The 25,430-nt window shown below is 38.8% G+C and carries 32 protein-coding genes; 22 read left to right on the top strand and 10 right to left on the bottom strand.

Translation table 11 applies throughout. From position 1 onward, the window contains the following. Positions 1-144 precede the first annotated feature (144 nt). On the top strand, positions 145-1,341 hold the full coding sequence (locus R2Q77_RS10750; RefSeq protein WP_316803739.1) for a glycoside hydrolase family 88 protein: 1,197 nt from the start codon (positions 145-147) through the stop codon (positions 1,339-1,341). 7 nt (positions 1,342-1,348) lie between these two features. Further along, a complete protein-coding gene (locus R2Q77_RS10745) occupies positions 1,349-2,608 on the top strand; it encodes a DUF2264 domain-containing protein (protein ID WP_316803738.1) in 1,260 nt (419 codons plus the stop codon). 339 nt (positions 2,609-2,947) lie between these two features. Here R2Q77_RS10745 and R2Q77_RS10740 read toward each other — a convergent pair whose 3' ends face one another. After that, complete coding sequence (locus R2Q77_RS10740; protein WP_316803737.1) at positions 2,948-3,133, bottom strand: hypothetical protein; 186 nt, start codon at positions 3,131-3,133, stop codon at positions 2,948-2,950. Positions 3,134-3,602: 469 nt separating this feature from the next. On the opposite strand from R2Q77_RS10740, the gene msrB reads away from it, so the two are divergent. Both msrB and msrA read left to right on the top strand, forming a co-directional pair. Continuing rightward, a complete protein-coding gene (gene msrB, locus R2Q77_RS10735; RefSeq protein ID WP_316803736.1) occupies positions 3,603-4,103 on the top strand; it encodes a peptide-methionine (R)-S-oxide reductase MsrB in 501 nt (166 codons plus the stop codon). 10 nt (positions 4,104-4,113) lie between these two features. After that, the gene (msrA, locus tag R2Q77_RS10730) at positions 4,114-4,776 is read left to right on the top strand and encodes a peptide-methionine (S)-S-oxide reductase MsrA (protein ID WP_316803735.1); all 663 of its coding nucleotides are present in this window, start codon (positions 4,114-4,116) and stop codon (positions 4,774-4,776) included. Between the two features lie 31 nt (positions 4,777-4,807). Here msrA and R2Q77_RS10725 read toward each other — a convergent pair whose 3' ends face one another. From R2Q77_RS10725 to R2Q77_RS10715, 3 genes are read right to left on the bottom strand one after another with little or no spacing between them, the layout of a single operon-like run. After that, on the bottom strand, positions 4,808-5,599 hold the full coding sequence (locus R2Q77_RS10725; protein ID WP_316803734.1) for a molybdopterin-dependent oxidoreductase: 792 nt from the start codon (positions 5,597-5,599) through the stop codon (positions 4,808-4,810). Further along, on the bottom strand, positions 5,571-6,299 hold the full coding sequence (locus tag R2Q77_RS10720) for a cytochrome b/b6 domain-containing protein (protein ID WP_316803733.1): 729 nt from the start codon (positions 6,297-6,299) through the stop codon (positions 5,571-5,573). Before R2Q77_RS10720 ends, R2Q77_RS10725 begins: the two co-directional genes overlap by 29 nt. A gap of 57 nt (positions 6,300-6,356) precedes the next feature. Next, positions 6,357-7,103 (bottom strand): DUF1223 domain-containing protein, encoded by a 747-nt coding sequence (locus tag R2Q77_RS10715; RefSeq protein ID WP_316803732.1) that lies wholly within the window; start codon positions 7,101-7,103, stop codon positions 6,357-6,359. 193 nt (positions 7,104-7,296) lie between these two features. Between R2Q77_RS10715 and R2Q77_RS21035 the strand changes: the two genes are divergently transcribed. Beyond that, on the top strand, positions 7,297-7,449 hold the full coding sequence (locus R2Q77_RS21035) for a sigma factor (protein WP_410479267.1): 153 nt from the start codon (positions 7,297-7,299) through the stop codon (positions 7,447-7,449). A 114-nt stretch (positions 7,450-7,563) separates the two neighbouring features. Next, positions 7,564-7,827, top strand: a complete 264-nt coding sequence (locus R2Q77_RS10710; RefSeq protein WP_316803731.1) for a hypothetical protein — start codon at positions 7,564-7,566, stop codon at positions 7,825-7,827. 284 nt (positions 7,828-8,111) lie between these two features. Here the strand turns inward: R2Q77_RS10710 and R2Q77_RS10705 are convergent, their stop codons facing one another. The 5 genes from R2Q77_RS10705 to R2Q77_RS21025 all read right to left on the bottom strand — a co-directional run bounded on the left by R2Q77_RS10705 (position 8,112) and on the right by R2Q77_RS21025 (position 11,942). After that, a complete protein-coding gene (locus R2Q77_RS10705; protein ID WP_316803730.1) occupies positions 8,112-10,268 on the bottom strand; it encodes a xanthine dehydrogenase family protein molybdopterin-binding subunit in 2,157 nt (718 codons plus the stop codon). Between the two features lie 21 nt (positions 10,269-10,289). After that, positions 10,290-10,937, bottom strand: a complete 648-nt coding sequence (locus R2Q77_RS10700; RefSeq protein ID WP_316803729.1) for a hypothetical protein — start codon at positions 10,935-10,937, stop codon at positions 10,290-10,292. After that, the gene (locus R2Q77_RS10695; RefSeq protein ID WP_316803728.1) at positions 10,934-11,407 is read right to left on the bottom strand and encodes a (2Fe-2S)-binding protein; all 474 of its coding nucleotides are present in this window, start codon (positions 11,405-11,407) and stop codon (positions 10,934-10,936) included. Before R2Q77_RS10695 ends, R2Q77_RS10700 begins: the two co-directional genes overlap by 4 nt. A 270-nt stretch (positions 11,408-11,677) precedes the next feature. Further along, positions 11,678-11,815, bottom strand: coding sequence for a hypothetical protein (locus tag R2Q77_RS21030; RefSeq protein ID WP_410479266.1), 138 nt, complete (start codon positions 11,813-11,815; stop codon positions 11,678-11,680). Between the two features lie 28 nt (positions 11,816-11,843). Next, entirely contained in the window at positions 11,844-11,942 is a 99-nt protein-coding gene (locus R2Q77_RS21025; protein ID WP_410479277.1) for an AraC family transcriptional regulator, read from the bottom strand. A gap of 400 nt (positions 11,943-12,342) precedes the next feature. Here R2Q77_RS21025 and R2Q77_RS10685 point away from each other — a divergent pair, with 400 nt between their 5' ends. The 5 genes from R2Q77_RS10685 to R2Q77_RS10665 are packed head-to-tail and all read left to right on the top strand — an operon-like array spanning position 12,343 to position 16,080. Beyond that, positions 12,343-13,467: a cytochrome-c peroxidase gene (locus R2Q77_RS10685; protein ID WP_316803726.1), complete on the top strand. Its 1,125-nt coding sequence runs from the start codon at positions 12,343-12,345 to the stop codon at positions 13,465-13,467. 1 nt (position 13,468) lies between these two features. Further along, positions 13,469-13,975: a molybdopterin-binding protein gene (locus R2Q77_RS10680; protein ID WP_316803725.1), complete on the top strand. Its 507-nt coding sequence runs from the start codon at positions 13,469-13,471 to the stop codon at positions 13,973-13,975. An 11-nt stretch (positions 13,976-13,986) separates the two neighbouring features. Continuing rightward, entirely contained in the window at positions 13,987-14,772 is a 786-nt protein-coding gene (gene modA / locus R2Q77_RS10675) for a molybdate ABC transporter substrate-binding protein (protein ID WP_316803724.1), read from the top strand. Between the two features lie 13 nt (positions 14,773-14,785). Continuing rightward, positions 14,786-15,457, top strand: a complete 672-nt coding sequence (modB, locus tag R2Q77_RS10670) for a molybdate ABC transporter permease subunit (RefSeq protein ID WP_316803723.1) — start codon at positions 14,786-14,788, stop codon at positions 15,455-15,457. Next, positions 15,454-16,080 (top strand): ATP-binding cassette domain-containing protein, encoded by a 627-nt coding sequence (locus R2Q77_RS10665; protein WP_316803722.1) that lies wholly within the window; start codon positions 15,454-15,456, stop codon positions 16,078-16,080. The genes modB and R2Q77_RS10665 overlap by 4 nt, the downstream gene beginning before the upstream one ends. A 191-nt stretch (positions 16,081-16,271) precedes the next feature. Here the strand turns inward: R2Q77_RS10665 and R2Q77_RS10660 are convergent, their stop codons facing one another. Beyond that, positions 16,272-17,099: a helix-turn-helix domain-containing protein gene (locus tag R2Q77_RS10660; RefSeq protein WP_316803721.1), complete on the bottom strand. Its 828-nt coding sequence runs from the start codon at positions 17,097-17,099 to the stop codon at positions 16,272-16,274. A 110-nt stretch (positions 17,100-17,209) separates the two neighbouring features. On the opposite strand from R2Q77_RS10660, the gene R2Q77_RS10655 reads away from it, so the two are divergent. The 11 genes from R2Q77_RS10655 to R2Q77_RS10605 all read left to right on the top strand — a co-directional run bounded on the left by R2Q77_RS10655 (position 17,210) and on the right by R2Q77_RS10605 (position 25,429). After that, entirely contained in the window at positions 17,210-17,779 is a 570-nt protein-coding gene (locus R2Q77_RS10655; protein WP_316803720.1) for a DapH/DapD/GlmU-related protein, read from the top strand. A 6-nt stretch (positions 17,780-17,785) separates the two neighbouring features. Next, entirely contained in the window at positions 17,786-18,283 is a 498-nt protein-coding gene (locus R2Q77_RS10650) for a cupin domain-containing protein (RefSeq protein ID WP_316803719.1), read from the top strand. A gap of 100 nt (positions 18,284-18,383) precedes the next feature. Then, positions 18,384-19,037: a carboxymuconolactone decarboxylase family protein gene (locus R2Q77_RS10645; RefSeq protein ID WP_316803718.1), complete on the top strand. Its 654-nt coding sequence runs from the start codon at positions 18,384-18,386 to the stop codon at positions 19,035-19,037. A 95-nt stretch (positions 19,038-19,132) separates the two neighbouring features. Beyond that, the gene (locus R2Q77_RS10640; RefSeq protein WP_316803717.1) at positions 19,133-19,528 is read left to right on the top strand and encodes a DUF2255 family protein; all 396 of its coding nucleotides are present in this window, start codon (positions 19,133-19,135) and stop codon (positions 19,526-19,528) included. 103 nt (positions 19,529-19,631) lie between these two features. After that, positions 19,632-20,030 (top strand): cupin domain-containing protein, encoded by a 399-nt coding sequence (locus R2Q77_RS10635; protein WP_316803716.1) that lies wholly within the window; start codon positions 19,632-19,634, stop codon positions 20,028-20,030. A 215-nt stretch (positions 20,031-20,245) separates the two neighbouring features. Next, the gene (locus R2Q77_RS10630; RefSeq protein WP_316803715.1) at positions 20,246-21,355 is read left to right on the top strand and encodes an XdhC family protein; all 1,110 of its coding nucleotides are present in this window, start codon (positions 20,246-20,248) and stop codon (positions 21,353-21,355) included. Beyond that, on the top strand, positions 21,355-21,945 hold the full coding sequence (locus tag R2Q77_RS10625) for a nucleotidyltransferase family protein (RefSeq protein WP_316803714.1): 591 nt from the start codon (positions 21,355-21,357) through the stop codon (positions 21,943-21,945). The genes R2Q77_RS10630 and R2Q77_RS10625 overlap by 1 nt, the downstream gene beginning before the upstream one ends. Continuing rightward, entirely contained in the window at positions 21,942-22,922 is a 981-nt protein-coding gene (gene moaA, locus R2Q77_RS10620; RefSeq protein ID WP_316803713.1) for a GTP 3',8-cyclase MoaA, read from the top strand. The genes R2Q77_RS10625 and moaA overlap by 4 nt, the downstream gene beginning before the upstream one ends. Positions 22,923-22,925: 3 nt before the next feature. Beyond that, positions 22,926-24,101, top strand: a complete 1,176-nt coding sequence (gene glp, locus R2Q77_RS10615; RefSeq protein ID WP_316803712.1) for a gephyrin-like molybdotransferase Glp — start codon at positions 22,926-22,928, stop codon at positions 24,099-24,101. A gap of 6 nt (positions 24,102-24,107) precedes the next feature. After that, positions 24,108-24,341 (top strand): MoaD/ThiS family protein, encoded by a 234-nt coding sequence (locus R2Q77_RS10610; protein WP_316803711.1) that lies wholly within the window; start codon positions 24,108-24,110, stop codon positions 24,339-24,341. A gap of 2 nt (positions 24,342-24,343) precedes the next feature. Continuing rightward, entirely contained in the window at positions 24,344-25,429 is a 1,086-nt protein-coding gene (locus R2Q77_RS10605) for a ThiF family adenylyltransferase (RefSeq protein WP_316803710.1), read from the top strand. Position 25,430 lies beyond the last annotated feature (1 nt).

Here is a 25,430-nt window from a genome sequence, read left to right as displayed (position 1 = left end):
TATTCTATCGAATTTTCTAACTATTCCTTTAGAATTCTACTCTTTTTTAAATAAGTACTAACACAGTTTTGCTTCAATTTAGAAATCAAAAACTTATAACACTAAGGTTGATTTTAAATTGGACGATTTAAATACACAAAAACTATGAAGAAATTATTGTTTACTATATGCTTTCTGGTTGTAGCAGCAATGGCCAATGGGCAGAAAGCAAATGGTAAAAAAAACCAGATGAAACAATTAATTGATGCTCAATTTAAATTTGCCCAAGAGCAATATAAAGTGTTAGCCAAAAATGTTCCGGCAGATGTAATGCCGAAAACCTATTATTTAAAAAGTAATAAGGTTGAAACAAGTGATACAAAATGGTGGTGCAGCGGTTTTTATCCTGGTTCATTGTTGTATATTTATGAGTATACGAAAGATACAGCTATACTAAAAGAGGCAGAAAAACGCCTCAATATTTTAGAAAAGGAAAAACACTATACAGGAAATCACGACCTTGGTTTTATGATGTTTTGCAGTTTTGGAAATGCTTACAGAATTACCAAGAACCCAATTTATAAACCTACAATTGATACGGCAGCGGCATCGCTAATTAGCAGATATCGTCCAGCAGCTAAAGTTATCCAATCGTGGAATGCAAATAAACAATGGAAAGGGCCTGTAATTATTGATAATTTGATGAACTTGGAACTATTGGCTTGGGTAAGCGATCATGGTGGAAATCCAAAGTATAAAGAAATTGCAATTAACCATGCTAATGTAACCCTGAAGAACCATTTCAGGCCAAATTATAGCTCGTATCACGTTGTTGATTATGATATGAGTACTGGAAAGGTACTTAAAAGGGGAACTGCTCAAGGTGCTTCTGATGAATCGGCCTGGAGCCGCGGACAAGGTTGGGCTTTATATGGTTATACTATGATGTACCGTTTTACTAAAAATCAGGAATATTTAAAGCAGGCAAAACATATTGCTGAATTTATAATTAATAACCCCAATTTACCTGTGGATGGAATTCCGTATTGGGATTTTAATGCAGCAAATATTCCGAATACTTATCGTGATGCATCTGCTGCGGCAGTTATTGCTTCCGCATTATTAGAATTAGGACAATATTCAACAAAAAAGGAACAAAAAATATATCTAACCAACGCCGAAAAGATGATGGTTTCTCTATCTTCTGATGCTTACAGGGCAAAAAATGGCCAAAATGGAGGTTTTATACTTATGCACAGCACGGGTGCTTTACCCCTGAAATCTGAAATAGATGTACCCTTAACTTATGCCGATTATTATTTTTTGGAGGCATTAATGCGATACAAAAAATGGTATTTATAATCATTGTATGAAAAGAAGAAACTTTTTAAGTGCACTGTCACTAACTGGAATTATCAGCGCAATAAATCCTAAAAAACTGTTAGCGGTGGAAGTAGTACTTCCTAATGAACTTAATTTAAAGATGAATGATCGGGAATACTGGGCCCAGCTTTTATATAAAATTGCTGATCCTGTAATTTCAAATTTGGCCAATGGTACTTTAGTTAAAAATATGCCATTAATTACCTCACCAACATTTGATTCCAGATCACCAACGGTATCTTACTTAGAGGCTGTAGGACGAACCTTTGCAGGAATTGCACCCTGGATCAGTTTGCCTGATGATAATAGCAAAGAAGGCATATTGAGAAAACAAATGCGTTTACAGGCAATTAAAGGTTTAGATAGTTGTTTCTCGGCCAATAGCCCCGATAAATTAAATTTTACCAAAGATTATCAGCCCATTGTAGATGCTGCTTATTTGGCTCAAGCATTTTTGAGGGCTCCGAAAGCACTGTGGGAGCCGCTAAAAGCTGAGACCAAGGAAGAGATTATTGCATCATTTAAGATTTTAAGAAAGCTAAAACCTTTTAAAAGTAATTGGTTGTTATTTGGTTCTATTACCGAAGCCTTTTTATTATCTATTAATGAACCACATGACGAAAGCCGTTTAAATGAAGGTGTAGATCAGCTTGCAGCATGGTATAAAGGAGATGGTTGGTATGGAGATGGCCCTAATTTAGCTTTTGATTACTATAATTCCTTTGTTATTCATCCAATGATGGTTGATTCGCTCGCCGTTATGCTAAATAAAAAATTAATTAAGCAGGATAGATACGATTTAGCCGTAGAACGGATGCAGAGATATGCTATCGGCCTGGAAAGAATGATTTCGCCAGAAGGAACCTACCCACCAATTGGGCGTTCAATTACTTATAGAACAGGGGCATTTCAGGCACTTAGTCAAGTTGCACTAATGAAAAAACTACCCGAAACGATAAAACCCGCTCAAGTGCGGTCGGCATTAACTAAGGTTAAGCAAAATATGTACGAAACACCTGGAACTTTCGATAAACAGGGCTGGCTTCAACTGGGATTTTGTGGCTATGAACCTGAAATAGCAGATTATTACACTTCCACGGGTAGTTTATATATGGCAACATTATCGTTCTTACCATTAGGACTTCCAGCTAATGATGAGTTCTGGTCGACGGCCCCAGCAGATTGGACAGCAAAAAAAGCTTGGTCAGCTAAAATATTCCCTAAAGATTATCATGTTGATTTTTAGGGTCTTATTTAATTGAACTTTTATGAAAAAACTTACTTTGATGATTTTTTAATATTGAGGATAGGGTAGTGCCAGCGGCTGTGGCCGTAGGTGTTAGTATATTTGAATGTCAGTAGGGATAGATTATTTTAATACTTGGATCAATTGAGATCGACTTATCCAATATAAATGTATTACATGATGATTTCATTCTATTATCGAAAAATCATTTCATCTTTGTTTATTTGCTCCAACATAAATTTTATCGTATGCAGCCTGTAAAGTGCATATTTGATAAACCGTTTATATTTTTAAAGTTCTGTGGATACAGGTCTTAATTTTCTTGTGGCTTATGGCCAATTATATTTTCCAATGTGCATCCAAGCCACTTGTACTGGTTCGTAGGTTTGGTAAAATTCGGTCAATAAGCTCATCCTCATTTCGGATTTTAGATGGTTGATTTCCGCTTAATGAATACTCTCGAGTATTGTCTTTTCTTCTTTGTATTTTTGAAACGAGGTTTGGTGCAATAGAAAAGGAAGGCATTCAGCCCTCGATTATTTAACCCCAGTGCAGGCCGAAAAGGTAATGATGAAAAATAAAATAGAAGCTGCCTAAAATGTCTCTACTTTTCCATTGCAATTCTAAATTGCCTGTTTAATAAACTTTATATTCCTATAGTATATTCCGCTCCTCAACTCTGGTCTTCTTCTCTGGCAACATTTTTTTTCTGGAAGCGTAGCCTCAAGGCTTTTTGAAATTCTAAGGGATTTCTAATGCTTAATTTCAGATTATATTCAACGGGTTCAGCATTTATTGTAAAAACCAATTTGGTTCCCTTTTTATCCGGAATTTATTGTCGGAGGAGGGAGCCACTTGGATATGGTTTATACTTACAATCCCATGAAGAACCAGCCGGGCGTTTTATGCGTAAATTAAATTACCTGAGCCCCTTAGATAAAAATATTCCGCGGGCTTTTGTAAGGATTTAAGTTTTCTAACGACCAATGGAGATATGAGAAATTTAAAATTATTAAGCATACTGTTTCTGGGACTGGCATTGAATGCCTGTGGTCAGAATAAACCTACCGATAAACAAACAATGTCAAGAGATATCAAAAAATATCCCGGAGCAAAAACATCAGCTTACTGGAAGCAGGTACTCTCTGCACAGGCTTATGATATCATGGTGAACAGTGCAACGGAAACGCCATACAAAAACCCCTTTTGGAATAACCACAAAAAAGGGATTTACGTAAGTGCCGCTACGGGAAAACCACTCTTCAGTTCGGACACTAAGTTTGAATCAGGCACAGGTTGGCCAAGTTTTTTTAAACCTATTGATCCAAAAGCGGTTAAAATTGTCCGTGATACATCTGACGGCATGGTTAGGGATGAAGTTGTCGAGGCAAGCACCGGCCTCCATCTTGGACATGTATTTGATGACGGCCCGGAACCGACCGGTCAGCGGTACTGCATGAATTCCTATGCACTGAAATTTATTCCATCAAAATAATTAAACAATCATGAAAATATATAGATTATGGCTGGCTGGACTGGTTTTTCTCGCATCATGCACGGATGCTCAGACCAGCAAGAATCAGCAGGCCTTTGCAGATTTACCCACACCAAGGGCAACTCAAAAGGTGGCAACCTTTGCCGGTGGGTGTTTCTGGGCATTGGCCGAGGGCATGAGCGAACTGAAAGGCGTGGATAAAGTTGTGTCAGGCTATTCTGGGGGAACTGTAAAAAATCCGACCTATCAAGAGGTCTGTTCAGATAATACAGGCCATGCCGAGTCTGTCGAGGTTTATTATGATCCATCTGTAATCAGCTATGCCCAGCTCACGGAGGCCTTTTTTAATGCCCATGATCCAACTACGCTGAACCGGCAGGGGCCTGATGAAGGAGAAGACTACCGTTCTGTTGCGTTTTACAGAAACCCTGAAGAAAAGAAAATATTAGAAAAGGTAATGGCCAGGGTAAACGCCAGTCATCATTATAGCGATAAAATTGTAACGCAATTAGTGCCCTTTAAAGTATTCTATCCGGCAGAAAATTACCACCAGAACTACTATAGGCTAAATCCGGATAATGGTTATATCCAGGAGGTTTCCAGACCCAAGGTGCTGAAGCTCAGGAAAAGCATGAATTCAATGATCAAGGCGGAGTTTAAGGATAAAATCTGATGAACTGGGGGATTGTTCCGGTCTTCATTTTTTATAGGCCGGAATAATAGTCATAACCCTGTTCTGCCCAGTAATCTTTAGGACGCTGGTCGCTGAAGGACATTAGTCCAATTCTCTTAAGGTTTTTGATGCCGTATTTTACCGGGATAATCAACCTCAAAGGCGCACCATGATCAGTAGTTATCGGTTTCCCGTTCATCTCGTAGGCTAAAATGGTCTGGGGATGGAGGACGCTGTCCCTTTCCAGCCCAACATAATATTCGCCGTTTGGGGTTTCCAGTCCCATATAGTTTTTCTCGGCAAGTTTATCCAGTTTATAATGCAATAAAAAATCGCTCAACCTAACCCCGGCCCAGTGCTGGATCTGGTCCCAGCCCTCCACACACTTAAAATCGAATATGATTTCAGTCTTCGGTAAAGCCTTGATTTCTTCAATGCCGATTTTTAAGGATTCGCGCTGACTGAGTTTAACTTCCAGTTTCCATTTTCTGATATCGAATTCCTCATCATCCTCTATGCCAATCAGACTGTTGACCCTTACCGTATTTGCCGCCCTTTCCATTGGATAGGTTTTTACCAAATGGTTATTGCTGAAAAAGTTCCGGAAGAAAAGCTCCGTCTTGTTCAGGGCCCTTCTAAGCGGTGCCTTGGCTCCACCGGTAATACCGGCATTTTCTTCCGGCGAGTTAAGCAGCCATTTCCAGCCAGTCACCGCGCTACCGCCCAGGGCAAAGAAAGCACCGAAGGAAATAAAATTCCTCCGTTTTATTTTTTGCTCTATGGTAAGCGGTTTTTTAATTTTCTTTTGATCCGTTGGTTTCATTTTCTGTGTTGTTTGCTGTTAGTGTTTTTTCTTCCCGGATCTGTGGTCCGGTTTCTACAACTTCGAATCCAGAGACGACAGAACGGAAATTGTTCCATCCGGCGAGTACCACCTGCAGGATGTGTATGAGAAAGAAGAGGACATAGCCAATGGTCAGCGCAAAATGAATGATCCTTGCGAAATGATAGCCCCCGCAAAGCCAGCATAGCCAGTAAAGCTGTACCGGTTTATAAATTGCCAGTCCCGTGATTACTGAACCTACCCCCATTAATATAATGGCGCTGTAGGCGATCCGCTGCGCCGCATTGTATTTTTTTTGGGGTGGAACTGTTTTTCTGATGTGCAGGTCATGAAGAAGTACCTGCCAGGCTTCTTTGAACGAGTTTTTTTTAGGGATAAGCTCCCTCCATGCACCAGAAAATAGAGTGTAGCTAATGTAAAGCAGCCCGTTGAGAAAGAAGAACCACATAAAAAGAAAATGGAAAGCCATACCCTCGGCAAGCCGCTGGGGAATGTGAAAATAGTTATAAAACCATTCGGGAAAAAATCTGATCAGGGTAAAGCCGAAAATAGAAATGCCATAGGCATCATTTGCCCAGTAAATAAATAAACCGCTCCAGATCATTACCGTTAGCACCGGGAAGTTTACCCAGTGTGTCCAGCGCATCAGAAGTGCATGCTTTTCCTTGATTTCTTTCATCGGAATATTTTATATCATTAACGAAATTCTGCCTGTAAAAGATCTGACCTTCCAGCTTTAAAATTTAATTTTGGCCGCTGCAGTTATTTGTCCCGTTTTGTCATTTTGCAATAAGGCAATGATTTCGGCACTACCTTTCTGGATCCCTTTTGCAGCAAGAAAATTTACGCTTCCTTTCTCTTTCCCGTTCAGGCTTAAATTTTCCAGGCTGCGCACAACCTGTACATGCGAAAGTATTCTCCCTTTATTTTCCCCGCGTTCAATTTTGTTGCTTGCATTGGGTGTTATCTGCGCAACCTGTAGGTGATAACCCGGGGTTGGCTGGTTGGTCTGGTAGGCTAAGGTCAAACTTTTACTGGTCTGTTCTGAAAGGGATATCTCAAGTTTTGTATCGGTGGCTTTAGCACATGCGGATGCAATGGCGCCCCGCAGTGTTTTTTCTTCAGAACCGATAAATTCTTTACTGCCATTGACTACGATCTGTGGCGTGTAAACGCTGCTCAAGTTTAACCATTTAGCATATTGATCCTGTCTTTGTGAAAATATGCGGTCGCTAAAAGTATCTTTCCATCCCAAACGGTCCCAATAATCAACATGATAGGCCAGGATGTAAACAGGCCTGCCTTTGTTTTCGTTCTCTATCCTGGCAACCAGTGCATCAGCAGGTGGACAGCTCGAGCAGCCTTCTGAGGTAAAAAGCTCCACCACCGCAAAACCGTTCTGAACCGGTTCCTTGCGCTTAATGGTGAAAGCAAGACTTATAGCGCATATTGAGATGAAGAGCAATACTGTTTTTCTGGACATAAGCTTATTTTTTTACCATTAGTCGCTTTTCCTGTGAATTCCTTACAAAAAATAAAAAAATGTAAGGAATTAATTTTTTAGCAACTAAATGCTTAAGTACTATATTTATACAATGTAATCAAAAAAATGGAAGAGGAAAAGACTGCAAGAAACAGCCCTTTAAAGAACGATCCGGTTAGCTGGGTTCAACAGTATGCCAACTACCTATCACTTTGCCTTTTCCAGGCTCCGCGATGAGGAGATCGCAAGAGATTTGGTACAGGATACTTTTCTGGCAGCACTGCAGCAGGTTTCCAGGTTTGAGGGAAAGAGCAGTGAAAAAATATGGCTGACCCGAGCTCGATGATGGCTTTAAGATGAGGCTTCAGGAGCGCATTGAAAAAGAAATGAATAAAAATTGATTTTTATTGTAAGGAGTTCTCTGGTCAGCCGACTAAGAGGGAAACAAAAACACAATAATATGAAAAATCACATCTTAAAATCGGCAAGTAAGCTTTTTCTTACTGCCCTGGTAATGGTAAGTCTTTCCGCATCAGCTTTTGCAACTGCTCCACAACAGGAGAAAGAAAAAATGTCCAAAATGAAACAGGATAAAATGGATAAGAAGAAAATGGATAAGATGGAGAAAAGTAAAATGTCCAAAATGAAGACGGACTCGATGAAAAAGGCCAAGATGGAAAAGTCAAAAATGTCTGGCAGTAAAATGTCTAAAGGAAAAATGTAGAAAACAGGCAGGAAAGGGTTTTCTTTTCCTGCCTAAATTTATAAGTAATGAAAAGAATTATACTATTTTTTGTGCTGGGGTTTAATGCAAATGCACAAAAAGGCTTGGCAAGTTTGGCTAAGCAGATGGTTTTGCAAGTATAATTTTTCGGATTTTACCAATCTTTAGTCAATTAAAATCAAAAATTTCGAAATACAGCTCTCAAATATTTTTTGCTAATGCTATCCCAAACAAAAACTGGCTTGAAAGCTGCTTTTGTTTGGGATATAGTTTAATTTAGATTTTTATATACTTTCCATCTCAAATGGTAGCTTGCGTATTCTTTTCCCCGTTAAATCGAAAATCGCATTAGTCAAAGCAGGAGCGAATGGAGGTAAGCCCGGTTCACCTACACCACCTGCATCCGCATCATTGTCCATGATGTGAACCTCAATTTCAGGAATATCTGCAATCCTTGGCATAATGTAGTCATAAAAGTTTTTTTGCTGAACAAGTCCATCTTTGAATGTAATCTCATGCATTGTTGCAGCACCCAATGCCATTATAATACTACCTTCAACCTGTGCCTTTATAATGTCGGGATTTACATACCATCCACAGTCCATTACCGCCCAAACCTTATCAATTTTCAATTTGCCATTTCCCCCTCTGGAAACTTTCACAACCTGACCAACCGTACTTGAAAAACATTCTGTAATGGCAACACCATAACCTTCATTTTTCTTCCTTTTGTTCCATCCCGACACCGCTTCAAGTTTATCAATAAGTTTTTGACACCTTTCCTCCTTCAGGTACTCTTTTCTAAATTCCAAAGGATCTTTTTTTGCTTCATGAGCTAATTCATCTAAAAAGCTCTCATAGGCAAAGCCATTTGTGGAAGCATAAACCGAACGCCAAAAGGTAACTGGGACCGGAGTTTCAAACTGCACCTCCGAAAAACTTACATTTGGAATGGAATCGAAGTAGGGTTTTAAAAATCCTTCGGAAGTACTTGGGTTTGCTTGATTGGTCTTTCCGCTCATCCAATGATTGGTATTCTGACCCGCCATCCTGAATCTTAAGGCCTTGACAACGCCTTGATCAAGAACGCCTTCACACCTGTAAGACATGCCCGGACGAAAAGGACCCTGGGTCATTTCATCTTCTCTGGTCCAAACAACCTGAACAGGCCCTTTGATTTCTTTCGAGATCATGGTCGCCTCATGCGGAAAATCCGTTAGGGCTTTTCGCCCAAAACCGCCCCCAAGAAATGTCATGTGAACTGTGATTTTCTCTTTGGCAATTCCTGTCTGCTCGCTGAGTGTACTCTGTACCCAGTCTGGTGCCTGGGTTGGTGCCCAGATTTCAATTTTGTCCTCTTGGTAATGGGCAATACAGTTTAATGGTTCCATGGGTGCATGAGACTGATAAGGTGTCTGATAGACAACATCGATCTTTTTTGAAGCCCCTACAATCGCACCATCAGGATCACCAACTTTCTTTAACAATAAACCAGCATCACTTTTTAACGCTGTGAGCTGTTTGGTATATACATCAGCCGAATTAATATGTTCAAAGCCAGTGTCGTCCCATTCCACCTTTAACGCTTTTCTACCCTGCATAGCAGCCCATGTAGAGGTCGCAACTACAGCAACGCCCTCCCGCATATTTTTCCATACCAACATTTTAACTTTAAATACCCGCTTCACTCCGGGAACCTTTAGCGCCTCGGTATCGTCATAGCTCTTGATTACCCCACGAAGCCTTGGATTTCGCTCCACTACCGCATATAACATATTTGGTAATTTTTTGTCCAAACCAAAAACGGCAGTACCATTTGTCTTCAATGGCGTATCCATCCGATGCAAGGGCTGACGAATCAATTTATACGCTGATATTTTCTTTAATACTACAGTTTTTGGCGCAGGTAGCTTAGCGGCTTCTTCAACCAATTCTCCATAATGGAATTTTTTACCTGTAGCCCTATTGATGACGTGACCCGCTTCGGCAAAACATGCCTCATCATTTACATTCCATTTTTTAGCCGCCACCGAGATCAGCATCATCCTGGCTGAAGCACTGAGCTTCAATAAGTTTTTATAGCCGCCCCTGATTGTAGAGCTTCCCCCGGTGATCTGATTTCCAAATTTTGTATTGTTGCCAGGGGCAGAGGCAACTATAATTTCCTTCAGATCGACCTCAAGCTCCTCTGCAATGATTTGCGGTACGGATTGATAAGAGCCTTGTCCCATTTCCGCCCGGTGGTTAAAAATGGTCACTTTTCCATTCGTGTCGATATGAATCCATGCATTCAGTTCAATATTTGAAGCTTCATTTTCTGCAGCGTTTATTATTTGTGACTCCTTGGCATTGGTAGGGAAATAAAATCCCAAACAAAGTGCCGTTCCGGCCAACCCTGATAGTCTCAGGAAATTCCTCCTTGATACTTGTTCGTTACTCATCGATCATTCTATTAAAATTCCTTATTTAGCTGGCGCATATGCACCAGTGGTAATCCAGGTAATCCATGCTTTTTTGAATTCAGCATGGCTCATTGGTGGAAGTTTCCTTCCCTCTCCAGGATTGAATCCTGCTAATACTAATCCATCATCCGCGTGCTCGATCAATTGCTGGGTATTCTTGTTTCCGTTTAACTTCGGGTTGATTAGCTGTTTTGCCAGCTGGTTCATGCTGCGTCCCTGGAATACCATTTTCATGTTTGCTGGTGGAAGATGCCAGTTTGGATTTCCAGGAGGCGTATGAAGGCCTGGCGTATTGGTCGATTGATGGCAGTTCGCACACTTCATCGCATATAGGCCCTTTCCATCCAAACCTCTTTTAGGAGACATTGCATGTAAATGGCTGTCATCTCCCTGAAGGGGGATGTCACCTGATGGATGGCAGTTCATACATCTTGGGCTCTTGAGTACGGCAAAAACCTGCTTAAATGCTTTTACTGAGGCAATACTATCCTTTTTGATGATAGGATTGGTTGGGGTAGATGCCTTAAGCTCAGATTCAGGTTCCAAAGAAAAAGCCATTAGCGTAACCAGACCAAGTAAAAGGGTTATAATACTAAAAGATTTATATGACCTTAGTGCCTTTTTAGTTAAATTGTTTCTATAACTCATTTAGCTGCTCCCTTTCTTTTTTGCAGCTCAGCGGCAGCGTGAATGGCCTTTCTGATTCGAGGGTAGGTTCCACACCTGCATATGTTTCCAGACATGGCTGAATCAATGTCAGCATCGGTCGGGTTAGCATTTTCCCTCAATAAAACTGCCGCAGACATAATCTGTCCAGAATGGCAATAGCCACATTGTGGAACATTTTCTTCCTCCCAAGCCAGTTGTAATGGATGGTCATTCTCTTTTGAAAGGCCCTCAATTGTGGTGATTTGCTGATCGATTGCCCTTCCAACCTTGGTCACACAAGAGCGGACCGCTTCGCCGTTTAGATGAATCACGCATGCGCCACATTGAGCAACACCGCATCCGAATTTTGTACCAGTGAGACCCGCCAAATCCCTTATCGCCCAAAGTAATGGCATATCTAGACTGGCATCTATATGGTATGTCTTCTGGTTAATGTTCAAAGAAATCATATTATGAAGGGTTATGTTTTGTTTGTTTTTTGGAATAGGCTATCTGATTACAGCATCCAAATAAAGTTAATTATCACTGCACTAAAATCATAAGGAAACTCAAAATACTAATTAAAATTTTCAAATGATGTTTTTATTCGAAATTTTTCTGTCACATAAATATAATAAGCAATTCCTTCATCACCGCCATATTTATCTTAACATTTATATTATAGACAAGAAGCAAATCAATGTTGTCCCGAATCTGATGAGAAATATCACGACGGGTAATCAACATAAACTTTTCAGGCCGGATTCTAACAAGATTGGTAGCACTTCAGCTACCCGCGTTCCATTGGTCGTAATTACCAGTTCAACAGGAAGTTTAGAAAGTGCAAGGATAATCTCGCCAGCATCCTTTCTAACCAATGGCGCTCCACCCGTCAGACGGTTTTTTTTACGCCCTTATCGTTGAATGTCTTGGCGTCATGCCTGTTTTTTGCTTAAATAATCTGGTAAAATGCTGCTGGTATTTAAAGCCTAAGTTGTTAGCGATGTATTAAAAGTTTTCGACCGGTCAAATACGCTCTTTTTTGCTTCTTCTATTATTTTTGATTGTATGTAATCCAATGCTGTATTTCCGGTTTAATTCTTAAGCAAAATAGGAAACAGATGGAAGTCCAAGCTGCAAACCAAGTCCGGATTTGAAATAATTAAGCATAAGGGTTTCGAATCTAACAAGAATGTCTTTATTAACATGGTTTCGCGTAATAAATTGGCGGTTGTAAAATCTCGAACAATAATTCAAAAAAAGCTCAATATTGGAAAGAATCAGTATCTTGCTGTGTTGGTCAACGTTTTGGTTTATTTCGTTCAAAATCTTATCCAAGAGATCAGTTATGGTTTTTTTTTCCTTTTTAGATAAATGCAATGCCTCATTTTCACCCGGTAAATAAATGAAGAATCGCAGAAGACAAAATTGCAAAAGGGGTTACCTGTTTATAACGGGTATCCCTTTGCTATTTTTAATGCTGTTTTCTCTTTCTTCGTTAAAGAAAGAAGAAGATGAATTAGTGAAAGTAGATTACCTGTTTACTTATCCAAGTTATTTTGGCAACCGGATTAATATTCCATCAGATAATCCCACGACAAAGGAAGGCGTATATCTTGGAAGAAGGCTCTTTTATGAAGTTCGCCTTTCTGCGAATAATGCCATTTCTTGCGGAAGTTGTCACATACAGAATAAGGCATTTACGGATGGAGAAAAATTAAGTAAAGGCGTAAACCAGGCGCTGACCGATAGAAATAGCATGTCATTGGTTAATTTACTATGGACCAGAAAGTTTTTCTGGGATGGCCGTTCGCCTGGTTTAGAACAACAGGCAAGTTTTCCAATGGAAAATCCCCATGAAATGGGTCAGCGAATTGCTGTCTCCGTAAAAAAGCTCCAGTCGACCAGCTATTATCCTGCATTGTTTAAAAGTGTTTTTAAGGATGACAGGATTACCGGAGACCGTATTTTTAAGGCACTTGCTCAATTTGAACGGACCCTGATATCCGGTAATTCCAGGTATGATCAGTACCTTAGCAACACAGTTAAATTATCGGCTTCCGAGATGCGGGGTATGTTGCTTTTTAATACCGCACCTAATCCGGATAAAGGGATTCGTGGCGCAAATTGTTCACACTGCCACGGGGGAGCGAAAAACTACCTCGAGCTGTTTCATAACAATGGTATTGATAGCATTTATAAAGACAGGGGTATTGAAGCTATAAGTGGTTTTAAGACTGACCATGGCCGATTTAAAGTGCCAACCTTACGCAACATTGCTCAAACCGGACCTTACATGCACGATGGGAGATTCGCTACACTGGAACAAGTAATTGATCATTACAGCGAGCACATCAAAAATTCACCTGCATTAAGCGCTTTCCTTAAAAACGAATCGAACATAAAAGGATCGATACCAATAAAATTATATCCTGATGAAAAGAAAGATCTAATCGCTTTTCTGAACACGTTAACCGACTCTACTTTTTTAACTAATCCTAAATTCTCGAACCCTTTTTTAAAACCTTAAAATGAGAAAATACATAATCAAAACTTTCGTTTTCATAGCGCTGTCAGTTTTTACTTTTTCGCTTGCACATGCCCAGCAAAGCACCCAGCCAGTTGTCAAGATTGCCGGAGAATTAACAAAGCCATTCTCCCTCTCCTTAGAACAAATGAGGCTAATGCCACGGGTTGATGTTTCCAGAAAAGACAGGGACAATAAGGATCATCAGTATACAGGCGTTTTGTTATCCAATTTGTTAGGCCAGGCTGGAGCAACAATGGGCAAAGACCTTAGAGGTGAAAATTTGACTAAATTTGTGCTAATTGAAGCCAGCGATGGTTATCAGGTGATTTTCTCCCTCGCTGAGCTGGATAGCGAATTTTCTGAAGAAAAGATTATACTTGCAGATACAGTTGATGGCATTGCACTACCCGCTGCTGATGGTCCATTCAGGATTATCGTCCAGAACGATAAAAAACCTGCAAGGTGCATCAAACAAGTGGTCAGTATTAAGATTGGATTTGCAAAGTAAATAAGGACTATATGAAATTAAGAATGGTGAAATCTAAAAAAATTGCGTCTATAAGTTTTTTGCTTTTTTTACTGTTCAATTTAAATTTTATCTGCCTTGCGCAAACAGTAAGAATTGCGGTGGCCGCAAATGCTCAGGGCGTAATTAAGAGGTTACAGCTTGATTTTAAAAAACGTACAGGTATAGAAACGGAGGTGATCATTGGAGCCTCAGGCAAACTCACTACCCAGATTATGAACGGTGCTCCCTTCGATATCTTTCTTTCAGCAGATACAGAATTCCCCGATAAACTTTATGCCGGTGGTTATGGGGTTAAAAAACCTAAAGTTTATGCTTTAGGGAGCCTGATTGTTTGTGGCGCAACGGATTTGGAAATCAAAAACTGGCAGGCCATTCTTGCTACCCCACAGGTTGAAAAAATAGCCATTGCAAATCCAAAAACGGCCCCCTACGGTAGAGCTGCTCAGGAATCTTTGAAATATTATAAGTTAACTGATGAAATCAGCAAAAAGCTGGTTTTTGGAGAGAGTATTTCACAAATAAATACTTATTTGCAAACCGGAGTAGTAAGCATTGGATTTACCACCGAAGCTTTCTTGTATGAGCATATTGACAAATCTAAATTTAAATGGGTGAGGGTAGATCAGAAGAGCTATAAAAAAATTGAGCAGGGGGTTATCTTATTGTCCCACGCAAAGAAATCCGGACTTGATAAAGCAACCCGGTTTTATGACTATCTTTCCTCTCCATCTGCCCGAAAAATCATTTCCACCAGTGGCTATCATTTGCCAAATTAATACTGAGCTATAGATGGATATGGAACCAATTTGGCTAAGCCTCAAGCTTGCATTTATTACAACCCTTTTATTATTGATTATAGGAATTCCCATAGCCTATTGGTTATCGCGTAAGCAAAATTTTCTTAAAATTATCCTGGAAGCTTTAATTACTATGCCTTTGGTCCTTCCACCATCGGTCCTTGGGTTTTATTTATTGCTTGCCTTTAGCCCCAACAATGCCTTGGGTAAATGGCTTCATGATCAATTTGATATGCAACTGGTTTTTTCCTTCAAAGGGTTAATATTTGCTTCCGTCATTTACAGTCTGCCATTTATGATTAGCCCAATAAAAGTAGCACTTTCTCATTTACCACGCTCAATGGCTGAGGCTTCCTACGTAATGGGAAAATCTCCTCTGCACACCTTTTTCTATGTGCTTTTGCCAAATATTCGTCCTTCAATATTTACTGCCGCTGTGATGACATTTGCTCATACTTTAGGTGAATTTGGTGTTGTACTAATGATAGGCGGAAACATTCCAGGCGAAACTAAAGTAGCCTCAATTGCCATTTACGATTCGGTGGAGATAATGGACTATGATTCGGCAAATTATTATGCACTTATTTTATTTGCAATTACCTTTTTAATCGTAACAGGTATTTTTTTAATTAACAGAAAAGCAATAAAAAGTCCGTTTGAATGATAGATGTTAGTATTGAAAAACAAATTGGTAATAAATACGGCGGTTTTAACCTCCGTGTCGAAACTAAATTCCATTCGAATTCAATTACCCGCATAATGGGCCCCTCCGGAGTTGGAAAGACAACGCTTTTAAAAATGATTGCCGGACTGATCTTGCCAGATAATGGAAGGATAAAAGTGGATGATGTGCTATGGTTTGATAGAAGTAAAAAATATTCAAAAAAAGTGCAGGAACGCAAGGTTGGATTTGTATTTCAGGACTATGCACTATTTCCTAACATGAGCGTTGAGCAGCATCTGCTATTTGGAACTGATGATTTAGATTATGTCCGGGATTTGCTTGAACTTGGCGAGATGCAATCTTTCGGGAATAGATATCCAAGAGAACTTTCCGGCGGACAACAACAACGCCTTGCTATTTTACGTGCGCTTTCTACCAAGCCCAGCTTGCTTTTGATGGATGAGCCTTTTTCGGCAATGGACAAAGAATTAAAGTATAGGTTTATAAAAAATCTTGCTGAACTGTTCGCTGAACAGCAAGCCACCGTTTTACTGGTTACCCATCAGGATAATGAGCTGGATGGCGTAATTAGTGATGAATTCGAAATGAAAAGTGTTCAATAAATAGATCATACAACACTCAACACCCAGCATAAAAATAACCGTTACCTTTAATTATTGCCAGGTTTATAAGAACCGCTTAGCCCATAGTTTATCAAGAGACTAACCTTAAGATCTCAGCGTTGCTCTTCCGTCAGCTAAAGATAGATTTCGGGTTTAAGCCTCAAACTGTATACATTTATTTTTCTATATTTTTACTCCAATCTTCCTCTAAATTCGCCAGGCGTAACCCCCAATAATTTTTTCACATATCTTGTGAAAAACGAACGACTGCTGAATTCCATTTCGTCGGCAATTTCGGAGATGTTGAAGTTTTTGTTTTGCAAAAGAAGTATAATTCGTTCTTTGGCGTGGCGCTGTATCCAATCGGAAGCCGTTATACCTGAATGAATTTTACTAAGGTGATTGAGGTATTTTGCGGTGATATTTAATTCGTTACTGTAAAACTGCACCTCCCGATGCGTTAAACAATGCTGTTGAAGCAATTGCATAAACCTTTCGTACAGCGTTCCGGTTTGCAGGCTGTGTTTTCGCTGTTCGTATTCGTTTGCAAACGTATGCCACATTTCCAGAATGAATATTTGCATTTGCAACTTCAACGCTTCTTCATAAAAACGGTGGCCTGATTCTAAAAAACGTTCATTCAACCGTTTAAAATTGGTCAGTATTTTATCTTTCTCTGTATCATTTTGAATATTTTTTATGGGATAAATTCTCGAATGTAATTGCGCATTGATTGACCAACCTTGGTCAGGAATATTGTCCATCAGGAAATCCTTTTCAACCAACAATATAGTTGCCTTGAAATTCTTTGACAACTGCAACCCAGACAATCTGCTTTCAGCAAACCAAAACAAAAATTGCCCGCTTTTGCAAACCATCTTCTGGTCGTTAAATAAAAACTCAATACTTCCTCTTTGGCAATACAAATGTGTATGATACCGCTTTTGAAAGTTTCCAGGCAAATCACTTTCTTTGGAAATTTCCAGGTAAACTACTTTTGGCAACATCATATTTTTCATTCTTAGTCTCGCGTTAGCTAAAATAGGTAATATTTGAAATTAACAACGACAATCGTGTCATAAAAGAGAATCGTTTTCTGTTTAAATTTGTTTATAAAGGAAACAACAAGATGAGCAATCCACATAAAACAATATTTGAGCGTTTAAAAAATGGCGAAACCATTATGCCGAACCATCCTGATGGCGCTCAGTTAAGAGAAGCTTCATACGCTACGATTAAATTATTGCAGAAACTGAACAACAGTTCTGATGCATTAGAAATTACCAAAATACTGAGCGAAATAACTGATGCCAAAATCGATGAAAGTGTAGCCGTATTTCCACCGTTGTACATTAATTATGGCAAGAATATCAGTATCGGAAAACATGTATTTATCAATTTTGACTGTATTTTTTTAGGTTTGGGAGGCATTATCATTGAAGATAATGTGCTGATTGGACCGAAAGTTAGCCTGCTTTCCGAAGGCCATCCGCTCGACCCTAACCAGAGGGGTGGTTTGGTTCCGGGAAAAATTCATATTAAAAAAAATGCTTGGATTGGCGCCAATGCCACCATACTTTCTGGGGTAGCCATAGGAGAAAACGCTGTGGTAGCAGCAGGTGCGGTAGTTTCAAAAGATGTACCTGACAATGTTGTAGTGGGTGGCATCCCTGCAAAATTCATTAAATCAATTATCTAAAAGTTAATGATGAAGCCAGCACAAATTACCGTCTTTACAATAGCAATAGCAATACTTTTTGCATGCAACCAAAGCAAGGAAAATGCAGATACAAAACGAGAAGCGCAAGCCATATTCGCAAAAGGAGAAAAAGGTTCAAAGGATTTATTTACTGGAAATGCGTATAGTACACGTTTGGTTGGTGCGGATAGTATTTACAATACGCTTATCGGAAATGTGTATTTCGAGCCTGGTGCAAGAAGTAATTGGCATACGCATCCATCTGGACAGATTTTAATAATAACCAGTGGCCTGGGTTACCACCAGATAGAAGGGAAACCAATTGAAATTATAAAAAAAGGCGACGTAATAAAATGTCCGCCCAATGTACGCCACTGGCACGGAGCGAGTACGGATGTAGGTTTGCAACAGCTTTATGTCATTTCTGATACCCATAAAGGTATCGTAAAATGGGGCGAAGCAGTGACTGATGAACAATATTCGGCAGCCAGTTTAAAGAAATAGAAAATGGAAAATAAAAATCTGTATTCAAGAATCAATTATGAACATCTACACATACCTAAAATGGACATTACTTTTTGTTATACTCACAAATTTCTACACAATGAAAGCACAAGATAAAACGACTTTAGATAGTCAGGAACAAGGTTTAGTCAGGATTTCGGCACTTACCGCAACAGGAAATATCGAAAATCTGAAAATTAAATTGAACGAAGGTTTAGACAACGGTTTAAGCATCAATGAAATTAAAGAAGCATTAACGCAGCTTTATGCCTACTGCGGTTTCCCGAGAAGTTTGAACGCCATTAACACTTTTAAAACCGTTTTAGACGAACGCAAAGCAAAAGGAATATCCGATAAAGAAGGAAAGAAAATCGTAGTAGAAAATAACCCGGAAGACAAGTACGAACAAGGCAGAAAAGTATTGGAAACATTAACCAAAACGCCACAAACAAAACCAGCGCCAGGATTTGGCGAATTTGCACCTCGTATTGATGCATTTTTAAAGGAACATTTATTTGCCGATATTTTTGCCAGCGACGTATTGAGTTTTCAGCAGCGAGAATTGGTTACTATTGCTGCATTGGCCTCAATGTCTGGCGTTGAGAGTCAGTTACAATCTCATATTACCTTTGGAAAAAATATCGGAATTACAGAAAATCAGCTGGAAGAAATATCAACATTAATCGAAAAATCCGTCAGTAAAGCACAAGCCAATACCATTAGAAAAATAATAGGAAAACCACTCGCTCCATAGTAAACACTATAGCACCCCAAGGGGGTATCATGAACGTGCTGTAAATTCTAATATCTGTTGTCTATTCAAATGAAATTTGACATAATAAATTCAAAATGCCAGAACACCAACAATTTACTGCGGGCGAACTGCTACAAATAAACAATGCTGATGATTTGAAAATTTCACCATTCCGAGCTGACGGAATCACCTACGGAACGCCCACCTGGATTTGGTCGGTAGTGGTGAATGATAATTTATATGTTCGTGCTTACAACGGTATAAAAAGCCGCTGGTACCAATCGGCAATTCTGCAAAAAACAGGACAGATACACACCTCAGGAATGATAAAGGATGTGAGTTTTGAAACAGCGGATGCGAGTATAAATAACAATATTGATGAAGCTTATCGAACAAAATACAGTAAAAGCCCTTATTTAGCTTCAATGATAAGCGACCATTCTAAGGCCGCAACCATAAAAATTTTACTAAAAAATAAATTACAAGAATAGGGGACATTGACAGAATTCATTAAAAGGAAACACATTAAATTCCTTCTTGCACTGATATCTTTCAATCCTTGAAATTCAAACAAAAAATAAAATCTAAGATAAAATGGAAACAAACGAAATATTCCCTAAAGGCGAACCAACATCAAAAGATTGGTTTACAGGTAACGCATTTCTTACGCTATTGGTTGGACAAGATAAAAACAATGATTTTTCCGCCGGAAGTGTCACTTTCGAGCCAGAAGCCAGAACCAATTGGCACACGCATCCCAAAGGTCAGGTTTTGTTGATTATTGAAGGCAAAGGTTTTTATCAGGAAAAGGGAAAAACAGCCCAATCTATAAAGAAAGGCGATGTCATAAACATTCCCGAAAACACCGAACATTGGCACGGCGCGACTGCAACCACAAAGATGGTTCATATTGCCATCACTAATTTTAAAGATGAAAAACAGGTAAATTGGTTAGAACCGGTAAGTGATGTAGAATATAAATCTGTGCATTAAGTAGATGGGTGATAAATCAATGCATTTAGCTCTCTTAACCAATTTAGTAACGAAATCCTTTTAAGTTAAATTAATTTCTGGAGAGAGGGGGTCAATTAGTTTAGTTTTTCCAAATGAAAACATTAATACGAAAAACACTTTGCCTATCTTTACGTAATGCTACAAAAACTATGGTCTATTTTATTTAAATTACCATTTAAGAGCGATTTTTTCTGATGAAAGAGATTAATGACATCCTTAAGGCTTACCAAAAAGCTTTAAACGAAGACAAAAAAACGGCACTGGCAACCGTTGTTAAGGTAGAAGGCTCATCTTATCGACGCCCGGGTGCAAGAATGCTGGTTACCGAGGATGGCATTTTAACTGGCGCCATTAGTGGTGGCTGCTTGGAAGGCGATGCTTTACGAAAAGCACTTTCAGCGATTCATCAACAAGAAAACAAATTGGTTACTTATGATACTACCGACGAAGATGACGCCAAATTTGGTGTTCAGTTAGGTTGCAATGGCATCGTTCATATTTTATTCGAGCCTATTTTTGCTGATGATGAACTAAATCCCATTAAAATATTAATGGTTGCAAATCAAAAAAGAGAAGATGCAGTTATAGTTACTGTCTTTTCTTCTATTGCCAAGCATCAATTGGGCTCGATAATGCTGTTCAGAGAAAAAGATTATTTAGAAAAACCGATTGAAGAAATTTCTGGCGCTATTAAAAATGATGCTTTCGATGTTTTAAAGCTTAAAATTTCTCGCTTCGAAGAATATGAAGTAGGCAATGAAATGGTCGAAGCTTATTTAGAGTTTATTCCTCCACCTATTCAATTGGTTATTGTGGGAGCTGGAAACGATGCACAGCCATTAGCCGAAATGGCGAATATTTTAGGATGGGAAACCATTGTTGCTGATGGAAGACCAACACATGCCACTGCACAAAGGTTCCCGAATGCTACACAAATTTTGGTGGCTAAACCGCTACAAGTTTTGCCGCAGGTACAAATAGATAAGCGAACCGCTTTTGTGTTAATGACACATAATTACAATTACGACCTCGAACTACTTGACCACCTTTTAAACACACCAGCCACTTACATTGGCACGCTCGGGCCTAAGAAAAAATTAGAAAAAATGCTTAATGAACTCAATAAGCAAGAACAAAAATTACGGGTTCATGGACCAATTGGATTAGATATAGGAGCTGAAACCGCCGAAGAAATTGCCATTTCCATTATTGCAGAAATCAAGGCCGTTTATTCAGGCGCATCAGCAGTAATGCTCAAAAACAAGAAAAGCCCCATTCACTTTTACGATTTAAAAAGCAATTGATGAATACTGCGATTATCATATTAGCCGCAGGCAACTCGAGCAGGATGGGTAAACCCAAACAACTGCTAAAGTTTAATGGTCAAACCTTGCTCGAATTGGTAACTAACCAAGCACTTAAAACCTCATGCCGACCAATAATTGTTGTGCTTGGTGCTTACGCCGATGAAATTAGAAAACAACATCACCATTTAGAAGTTATTTATGTTTTTAACGAAGACTGGGAGAAAGGCATGTCATCAAGCATTGCTAAAGGTGTGACTAAAACTCTCGAAAATGATATCCTGACCGAAAATGTGATTATAACAGTAGCCGATCAGGTATATATAGATTCAACTGTTTTAGAAAAATTGGTAGTTAAGCATCAATCGAACGGTAAGAGCATCGTTACTTGTACTTACGCGCAAACAACGGGCACACCAACATTGTTCAATAAAAAACATTTCGAAGAATTGTTAAATTTGGATGGCCAAAGTGGTGCAAAAACAATCATTAAAAATCATCCAGAAGATTTAGCTACTGTTAATTTTGAAGCTGGAGCAATTGATATCGATACAGAAACTGATTATAATAAAATTATAAACCTAAAATGATAACCGATTCGTTTGGACGTGTACATGATTACCTAAGGATATCCTTAACGGATAACTGCAACTTCAGGTGCTTTTATTGCATGCCAGAAGAGGACTATGATTTTACACCCGCATCTAGATTAATGCAACCAAACGAGGTACTCGAACTTGCAAAAACCTTTGTAGATGAAGGGGTAAAAAAAATACGTTTAACCGGTGGCGAACCACTTGTTCGTAAAGATGCAGCTGAAATTATATTGGCCTTAGGTAAGCTTCCTGTAGAATTGGTAATTACTACTAATGGAACTAGAATTGCAGAAATGCTGCCCGTATTAATTAAAGCCGGTATAAAAACCATTAATATTAGCTTAGATACGTTACAGCCCGAGAAATTCATGCTTATTACACGTCGCGATGTATTCCATCAGGTTCGAAGTAATATCGAATTATTATTGCAGCATAAAATTGCTGTAAAAATAAATATGGTGGTAATGAAAGGCCTTAACGATAATGAGATTAAGGACTTTATCGATTGGACAAAACACAATCCAATACAGGTGCGCTTTATTGAGTTTATGCCTTTTAGTGGAAATAAATGGACGAGCAATAAAATGTTCTCGCTCGAAGAAATTCTTGCTGTTGTAGAACAAGATTTTACAATATTACCGGTCAAATCTGCACTAAACGACACCGCTAAAAGTTTTATGATTCCAGGTTATGAAGGCTCTTTTGCAATTATAAGTACCATGACAGCACCTTTTTGCGGTACCTGTAACCGTATGCGCCTAACTGCCGATGGAAAACTTAAAAACTGCTTATTCTCTGCTGATGAAACAGATTTGTTGACTGCCTTAAGAAATAAAGAGGCAGTACTTCCCTTAATTCAGGCTTCTATTTGGGATAAGAAAAAAGAGCTTGGCGGACAATTAATTACCCATTTTGAAAAATTGGATACCGCCGCCATCAAAAATAGAAGTATGATAACCATTGGAGGATAATTAATGATTAGTGTTGGTGAAGCAAAAAAGCTGATAAGCGAGAATATCGCTACCTTATCTCCAATTCTCTTAAATTTAAGGGAAGCCGCTGGCCATATCTTGGCTCAAGATATCTATGCTCATTATGATATTCCTGCTTTCAAGCAATCTTCTATGGATGGTTATGCCATTATTTTCGGCGATAAAAACGAACTTAACCTGGTTGGAGAAATGGCTGCCGGAACGCAAAAAAAAATCAACTTAACAGCAGGAAAAACAAGCCGCATATTTACCGGAGCACCACTTCCTGACGGTGCAGATACCGTTATTATGCAGGAGAAAACTACTCGTGTTGGCAATATAATTCGTTTCGAAAGCGAAAATATAACTAAAGGATTGAATGTTCGGGCAATAGGCTCAGAAATTAAATCTGGCGAACTTGCCATGAAAAATGGAGACTTACTTACCCCAGCAGCAGTTGGCTTTTTAGCCGGTATTGGAATAAATAAAGTAAAAGTTTTTCCCATGCCCCGAATAGCAATTATCCTAACCGGAAATGAATTGCTGCAGCCAGGTTTGATGCTTTGTTTTGGTCAAGTTTACGAATCAAATTCATACACGCTTTCTGCGGCCTTAAATAAAGAACAGATTTTCAATATTGAAATTTTAGAAGCAGAAGATAATCTCGATACTTTAACGGAAATACTTCAAAAAGCCTTAAACAGTAACGATGTGGTATTATTAACGGGTGGTGTAAGTGTTGGCGATTATGATTATGTAATCGAAGCTTCAAAAAACTGTGGCATAAAACAGTTATTCCATAAAATAAAACAGAAGCCAGGCAAACCACTTTTTTTTGGCAAAAAGGGCGAGAAACTCATATTCGGTCTTCCAGGAAACCCTTCATCAGTGCTAAGCTGTTTTTATAATTATGTACTTCCGGGCTTAAAAAGATTATCAAACAAAGAAAATAATTTAGTGCAGTTAGAAGCAACGCTTACACACCATTATAAAAAACCAAAAGGATTAACCCATTTTTTAAAAGGAAACTATGAAGATGGAAAAGCAACACCGCTTGGCGCACAAGAATCTTATCGATTGAGTTCGTTTGCACAAGCAAATTGCCTTATTGTATTAGATGAAATACAGGATTTTTTTGAAGTTGGTGAAACTGTTTCTATTATTCTTTTACCTAATTAATGAGCTATGCAAATTAAATTAATCAGTTTTGGAAAAATAGCAGAATTTGTAACTGAGCAAAATATAGAAATAGAAAATATTAGCAACACTGATGAACTTTGTCTTTTTTTTGAAAAAAAATATCCGGCACTTGCCAACATGAAATATAAAGTTGCTTTGAATAAAAACCTGGTTCAACAGAATAGTAAGATTGAAAATATGGATACGGTTGCTTTAATGCCACCATTTTCTGGAGGATAGGCATGGATAAAGAACGGTATCAAAGGCAAACGGTTTTAAAGGGGTTTGGAGAAGTAGCGCAAACAAAATTAGCACAAGCGAGCGTGCTTGTAATTGGTGCTGGTGGACTTGGCTGCCCAGCTTTACAATACTTGGTAGCAGCAGGTATCGGCAAAATTGGTATCGCAGATGATGATCGAATAGAGCTGTCAAACTTACAAAGACAAGTGCTCTTTACTTCAACAAACATTGGAGAACTAAAGGTAGAAATTGCCGCAAAAAGGTTAAAGGAAATGAATCCTGATGTCGAAATTGTATTGTTTCCTTTTGCTATTGATACAGAAACCGTTTTCGAAGTGATTAGCAACTACGATATCATTTTAGATGGAACGGATAATTTTAAATCGAGGTACATCATTAACGACGCCTGTACATTAGCGAAAAAGCCTTTGGTATTTGCAGCCGTTTCGGGCTTTGAAGGTCAATTAGCAGTTTTTAACACAGTTGATGAGCAAGGATTTAGCACAAATTACCGAGACCTATTTCCGGTAGAACCCATTGCTACCGAAATTCCAAACTGTGCCGAAAATGGCGTTTTAGGTGTTCTGCCTGGTATATTGGGCACCATGGCCGCAGGTGAAATTATTAAACACATTACAGGAATAGGCAAAACGTTAGCAAATAAATTGCTACAATATAACCTGCTTAATCAAGAACAATACGAAATAAAAATTACACCATCGAGTGCATACAAAATAACTAAAGTGAACAGCAGAAAGCAACCAAATTTAGAAAAAACATACTTAGAAATTGATGCAGAAAATATGCTGGAATTGGCAAAATCGCCATTAACTATTTTAGTTGATGTAAGAGAAAAACACGAATTCCCGAGGTTAGATTTGAATATTTACAGGCAGGCTCCGATGTCGGATTTTGGTACCTTTGTATCATCAGAAATTGAAGAAGAAAACATTATACTGATTTGCCAACATGGTATTAGAAGTGTTGCCGCAGCAGAATTACTGCATGAGAAATATGGAAATACCAAAACTATTTATAGTTTAAAAGGTGGTATTTCTAAATGGAGAAATCATTTTGCAACTACATAAA

It is taken from the genome of Pedobacter nototheniae (assembly GCF_032678625.1).
In the GTDB taxonomy this organism is placed as follows: domain Bacteria; phylum Bacteroidota; class Bacteroidia; order Sphingobacteriales; family Sphingobacteriaceae; genus Pedobacter; species Pedobacter nototheniae_A.
Note: the sequence above shows the minus strand (reverse complement) of the source record. Positions and strands in the feature narration are given on the sequence as shown.

Coding starts and splice junctions, on each gene's coding strand:
- msrA (WP_316803735.1), top strand. CDS start 4,114: ATGAAAATATATAGATTATGGCTGGCTGGACTGGTTTTTCTCGCATCA.
- R2Q77_RS10725 (WP_316803734.1), bottom strand. CDS start 5,599: ATGAAACCAACGGATCAAAAGAAAATTAAAAAACCGCTTACCATAGAG.
- R2Q77_RS10685 (WP_316803726.1), top strand. CDS start 12,343: ATGAAGAATCGCAGAAGACAAAATTGCAAAAGGGGTTACCTGTTTATA.
- glp (WP_316803712.1), top strand. CDS start 22,926: ATGATTAGTGTTGGTGAAGCAAAAAAGCTGATAAGCGAGAATATCGCT.
- R2Q77_RS21035 (WP_410479267.1), top strand. CDS start 7,297: ATGCCAACTACCTATCACTTTGCCTTTTCCAGGCTCCGCGATGAGGAG.
- R2Q77_RS10665 (WP_316803722.1), top strand. CDS start 15,454: ATGATAGATGTTAGTATTGAAAAACAAATTGGTAATAAATACGGCGGT.
- modA (WP_316803724.1), top strand. CDS start 13,987: ATGAAATTAAGAATGGTGAAATCTAAAAAAATTGCGTCTATAAGTTTT.
- R2Q77_RS10705 (WP_316803730.1), bottom strand. CDS start 10,268: ATGAGTAACGAACAAGTATCAAGGAGGAATTTCCTGAGACTATCAGGG.
- R2Q77_RS10605 (WP_316803710.1), top strand. CDS start 24,344: ATGGATAAAGAACGGTATCAAAGGCAAACGGTTTTAAAGGGGTTTGGA.
- R2Q77_RS10660 (WP_316803721.1), bottom strand. CDS start 17,099: ATGAAAAATATGATGTTGCCAAAAGTAGTTTACCTGGAAATTTCCAAA.
- R2Q77_RS10700 (WP_316803729.1), bottom strand. CDS start 10,937: ATGAGTTATAGAAACAATTTAACTAAAAAGGCACTAAGGTCATATAAA.
- moaA (WP_316803713.1), top strand. CDS start 21,942: ATGATAACCGATTCGTTTGGACGTGTACATGATTACCTAAGGATATCC.
- R2Q77_RS10710 (WP_316803731.1), top strand. CDS start 7,564: ATGAAAAATCACATCTTAAAATCGGCAAGTAAGCTTTTTCTTACTGCC.
- R2Q77_RS10655 (WP_316803720.1), top strand. CDS start 17,210: ATGAGCAATCCACATAAAACAATATTTGAGCGTTTAAAAAATGGCGAA.
- R2Q77_RS10650 (WP_316803719.1), top strand. CDS start 17,786: ATGATGAAGCCAGCACAAATTACCGTCTTTACAATAGCAATAGCAATA.
- modB (WP_316803723.1), top strand. CDS start 14,786: ATGGATATGGAACCAATTTGGCTAAGCCTCAAGCTTGCATTTATTACA.
- R2Q77_RS10640 (WP_316803717.1), top strand. CDS start 19,133: ATGCCAGAACACCAACAATTTACTGCGGGCGAACTGCTACAAATAAAC.
- R2Q77_RS10610 (WP_316803711.1), top strand. CDS start 24,108: ATGCAAATTAAATTAATCAGTTTTGGAAAAATAGCAGAATTTGTAACT.
- R2Q77_RS10635 (WP_316803716.1), top strand. CDS start 19,632: ATGGAAACAAACGAAATATTCCCTAAAGGCGAACCAACATCAAAAGAT.
- msrB (WP_316803736.1), top strand. CDS start 3,603: ATGAGAAATTTAAAATTATTAAGCATACTGTTTCTGGGACTGGCATTG.
- R2Q77_RS10750 (WP_316803739.1), top strand. CDS start 145: ATGAAGAAATTATTGTTTACTATATGCTTTCTGGTTGTAGCAGCAATG.
- R2Q77_RS10630 (WP_316803715.1), top strand. CDS start 20,246: ATGAAAGAGATTAATGACATCCTTAAGGCTTACCAAAAAGCTTTAAAC.
- R2Q77_RS10695 (WP_316803728.1), bottom strand. CDS start 11,407: ATGATTTCTTTGAACATTAACCAGAAGACATACCATATAGATGCCAGT.
- R2Q77_RS10745 (WP_316803738.1), top strand. CDS start 1,349: ATGAAAAGAAGAAACTTTTTAAGTGCACTGTCACTAACTGGAATTATC.
- R2Q77_RS10625 (WP_316803714.1), top strand. CDS start 21,355: ATGAATACTGCGATTATCATATTAGCCGCAGGCAACTCGAGCAGGATG.
- R2Q77_RS10720 (WP_316803733.1), bottom strand. CDS start 6,299: ATGAAAGAAATCAAGGAAAAGCATGCACTTCTGATGCGCTGGACACAC.
- R2Q77_RS10680 (WP_316803725.1), top strand. CDS start 13,469: ATGAGAAAATACATAATCAAAACTTTCGTTTTCATAGCGCTGTCAGTT.
- R2Q77_RS10740 (WP_316803737.1), bottom strand. CDS start 3,133: ATGCCTTCCTTTTCTATTGCACCAAACCTCGTTTCAAAAATACAAAGA.
- R2Q77_RS10645 (WP_316803718.1), top strand. CDS start 18,384: ATGAAAGCACAAGATAAAACGACTTTAGATAGTCAGGAACAAGGTTTA.
- R2Q77_RS10715 (WP_316803732.1), bottom strand. CDS start 7,103: ATGTCCAGAAAAACAGTATTGCTCTTCATCTCAATATGCGCTATAAGT.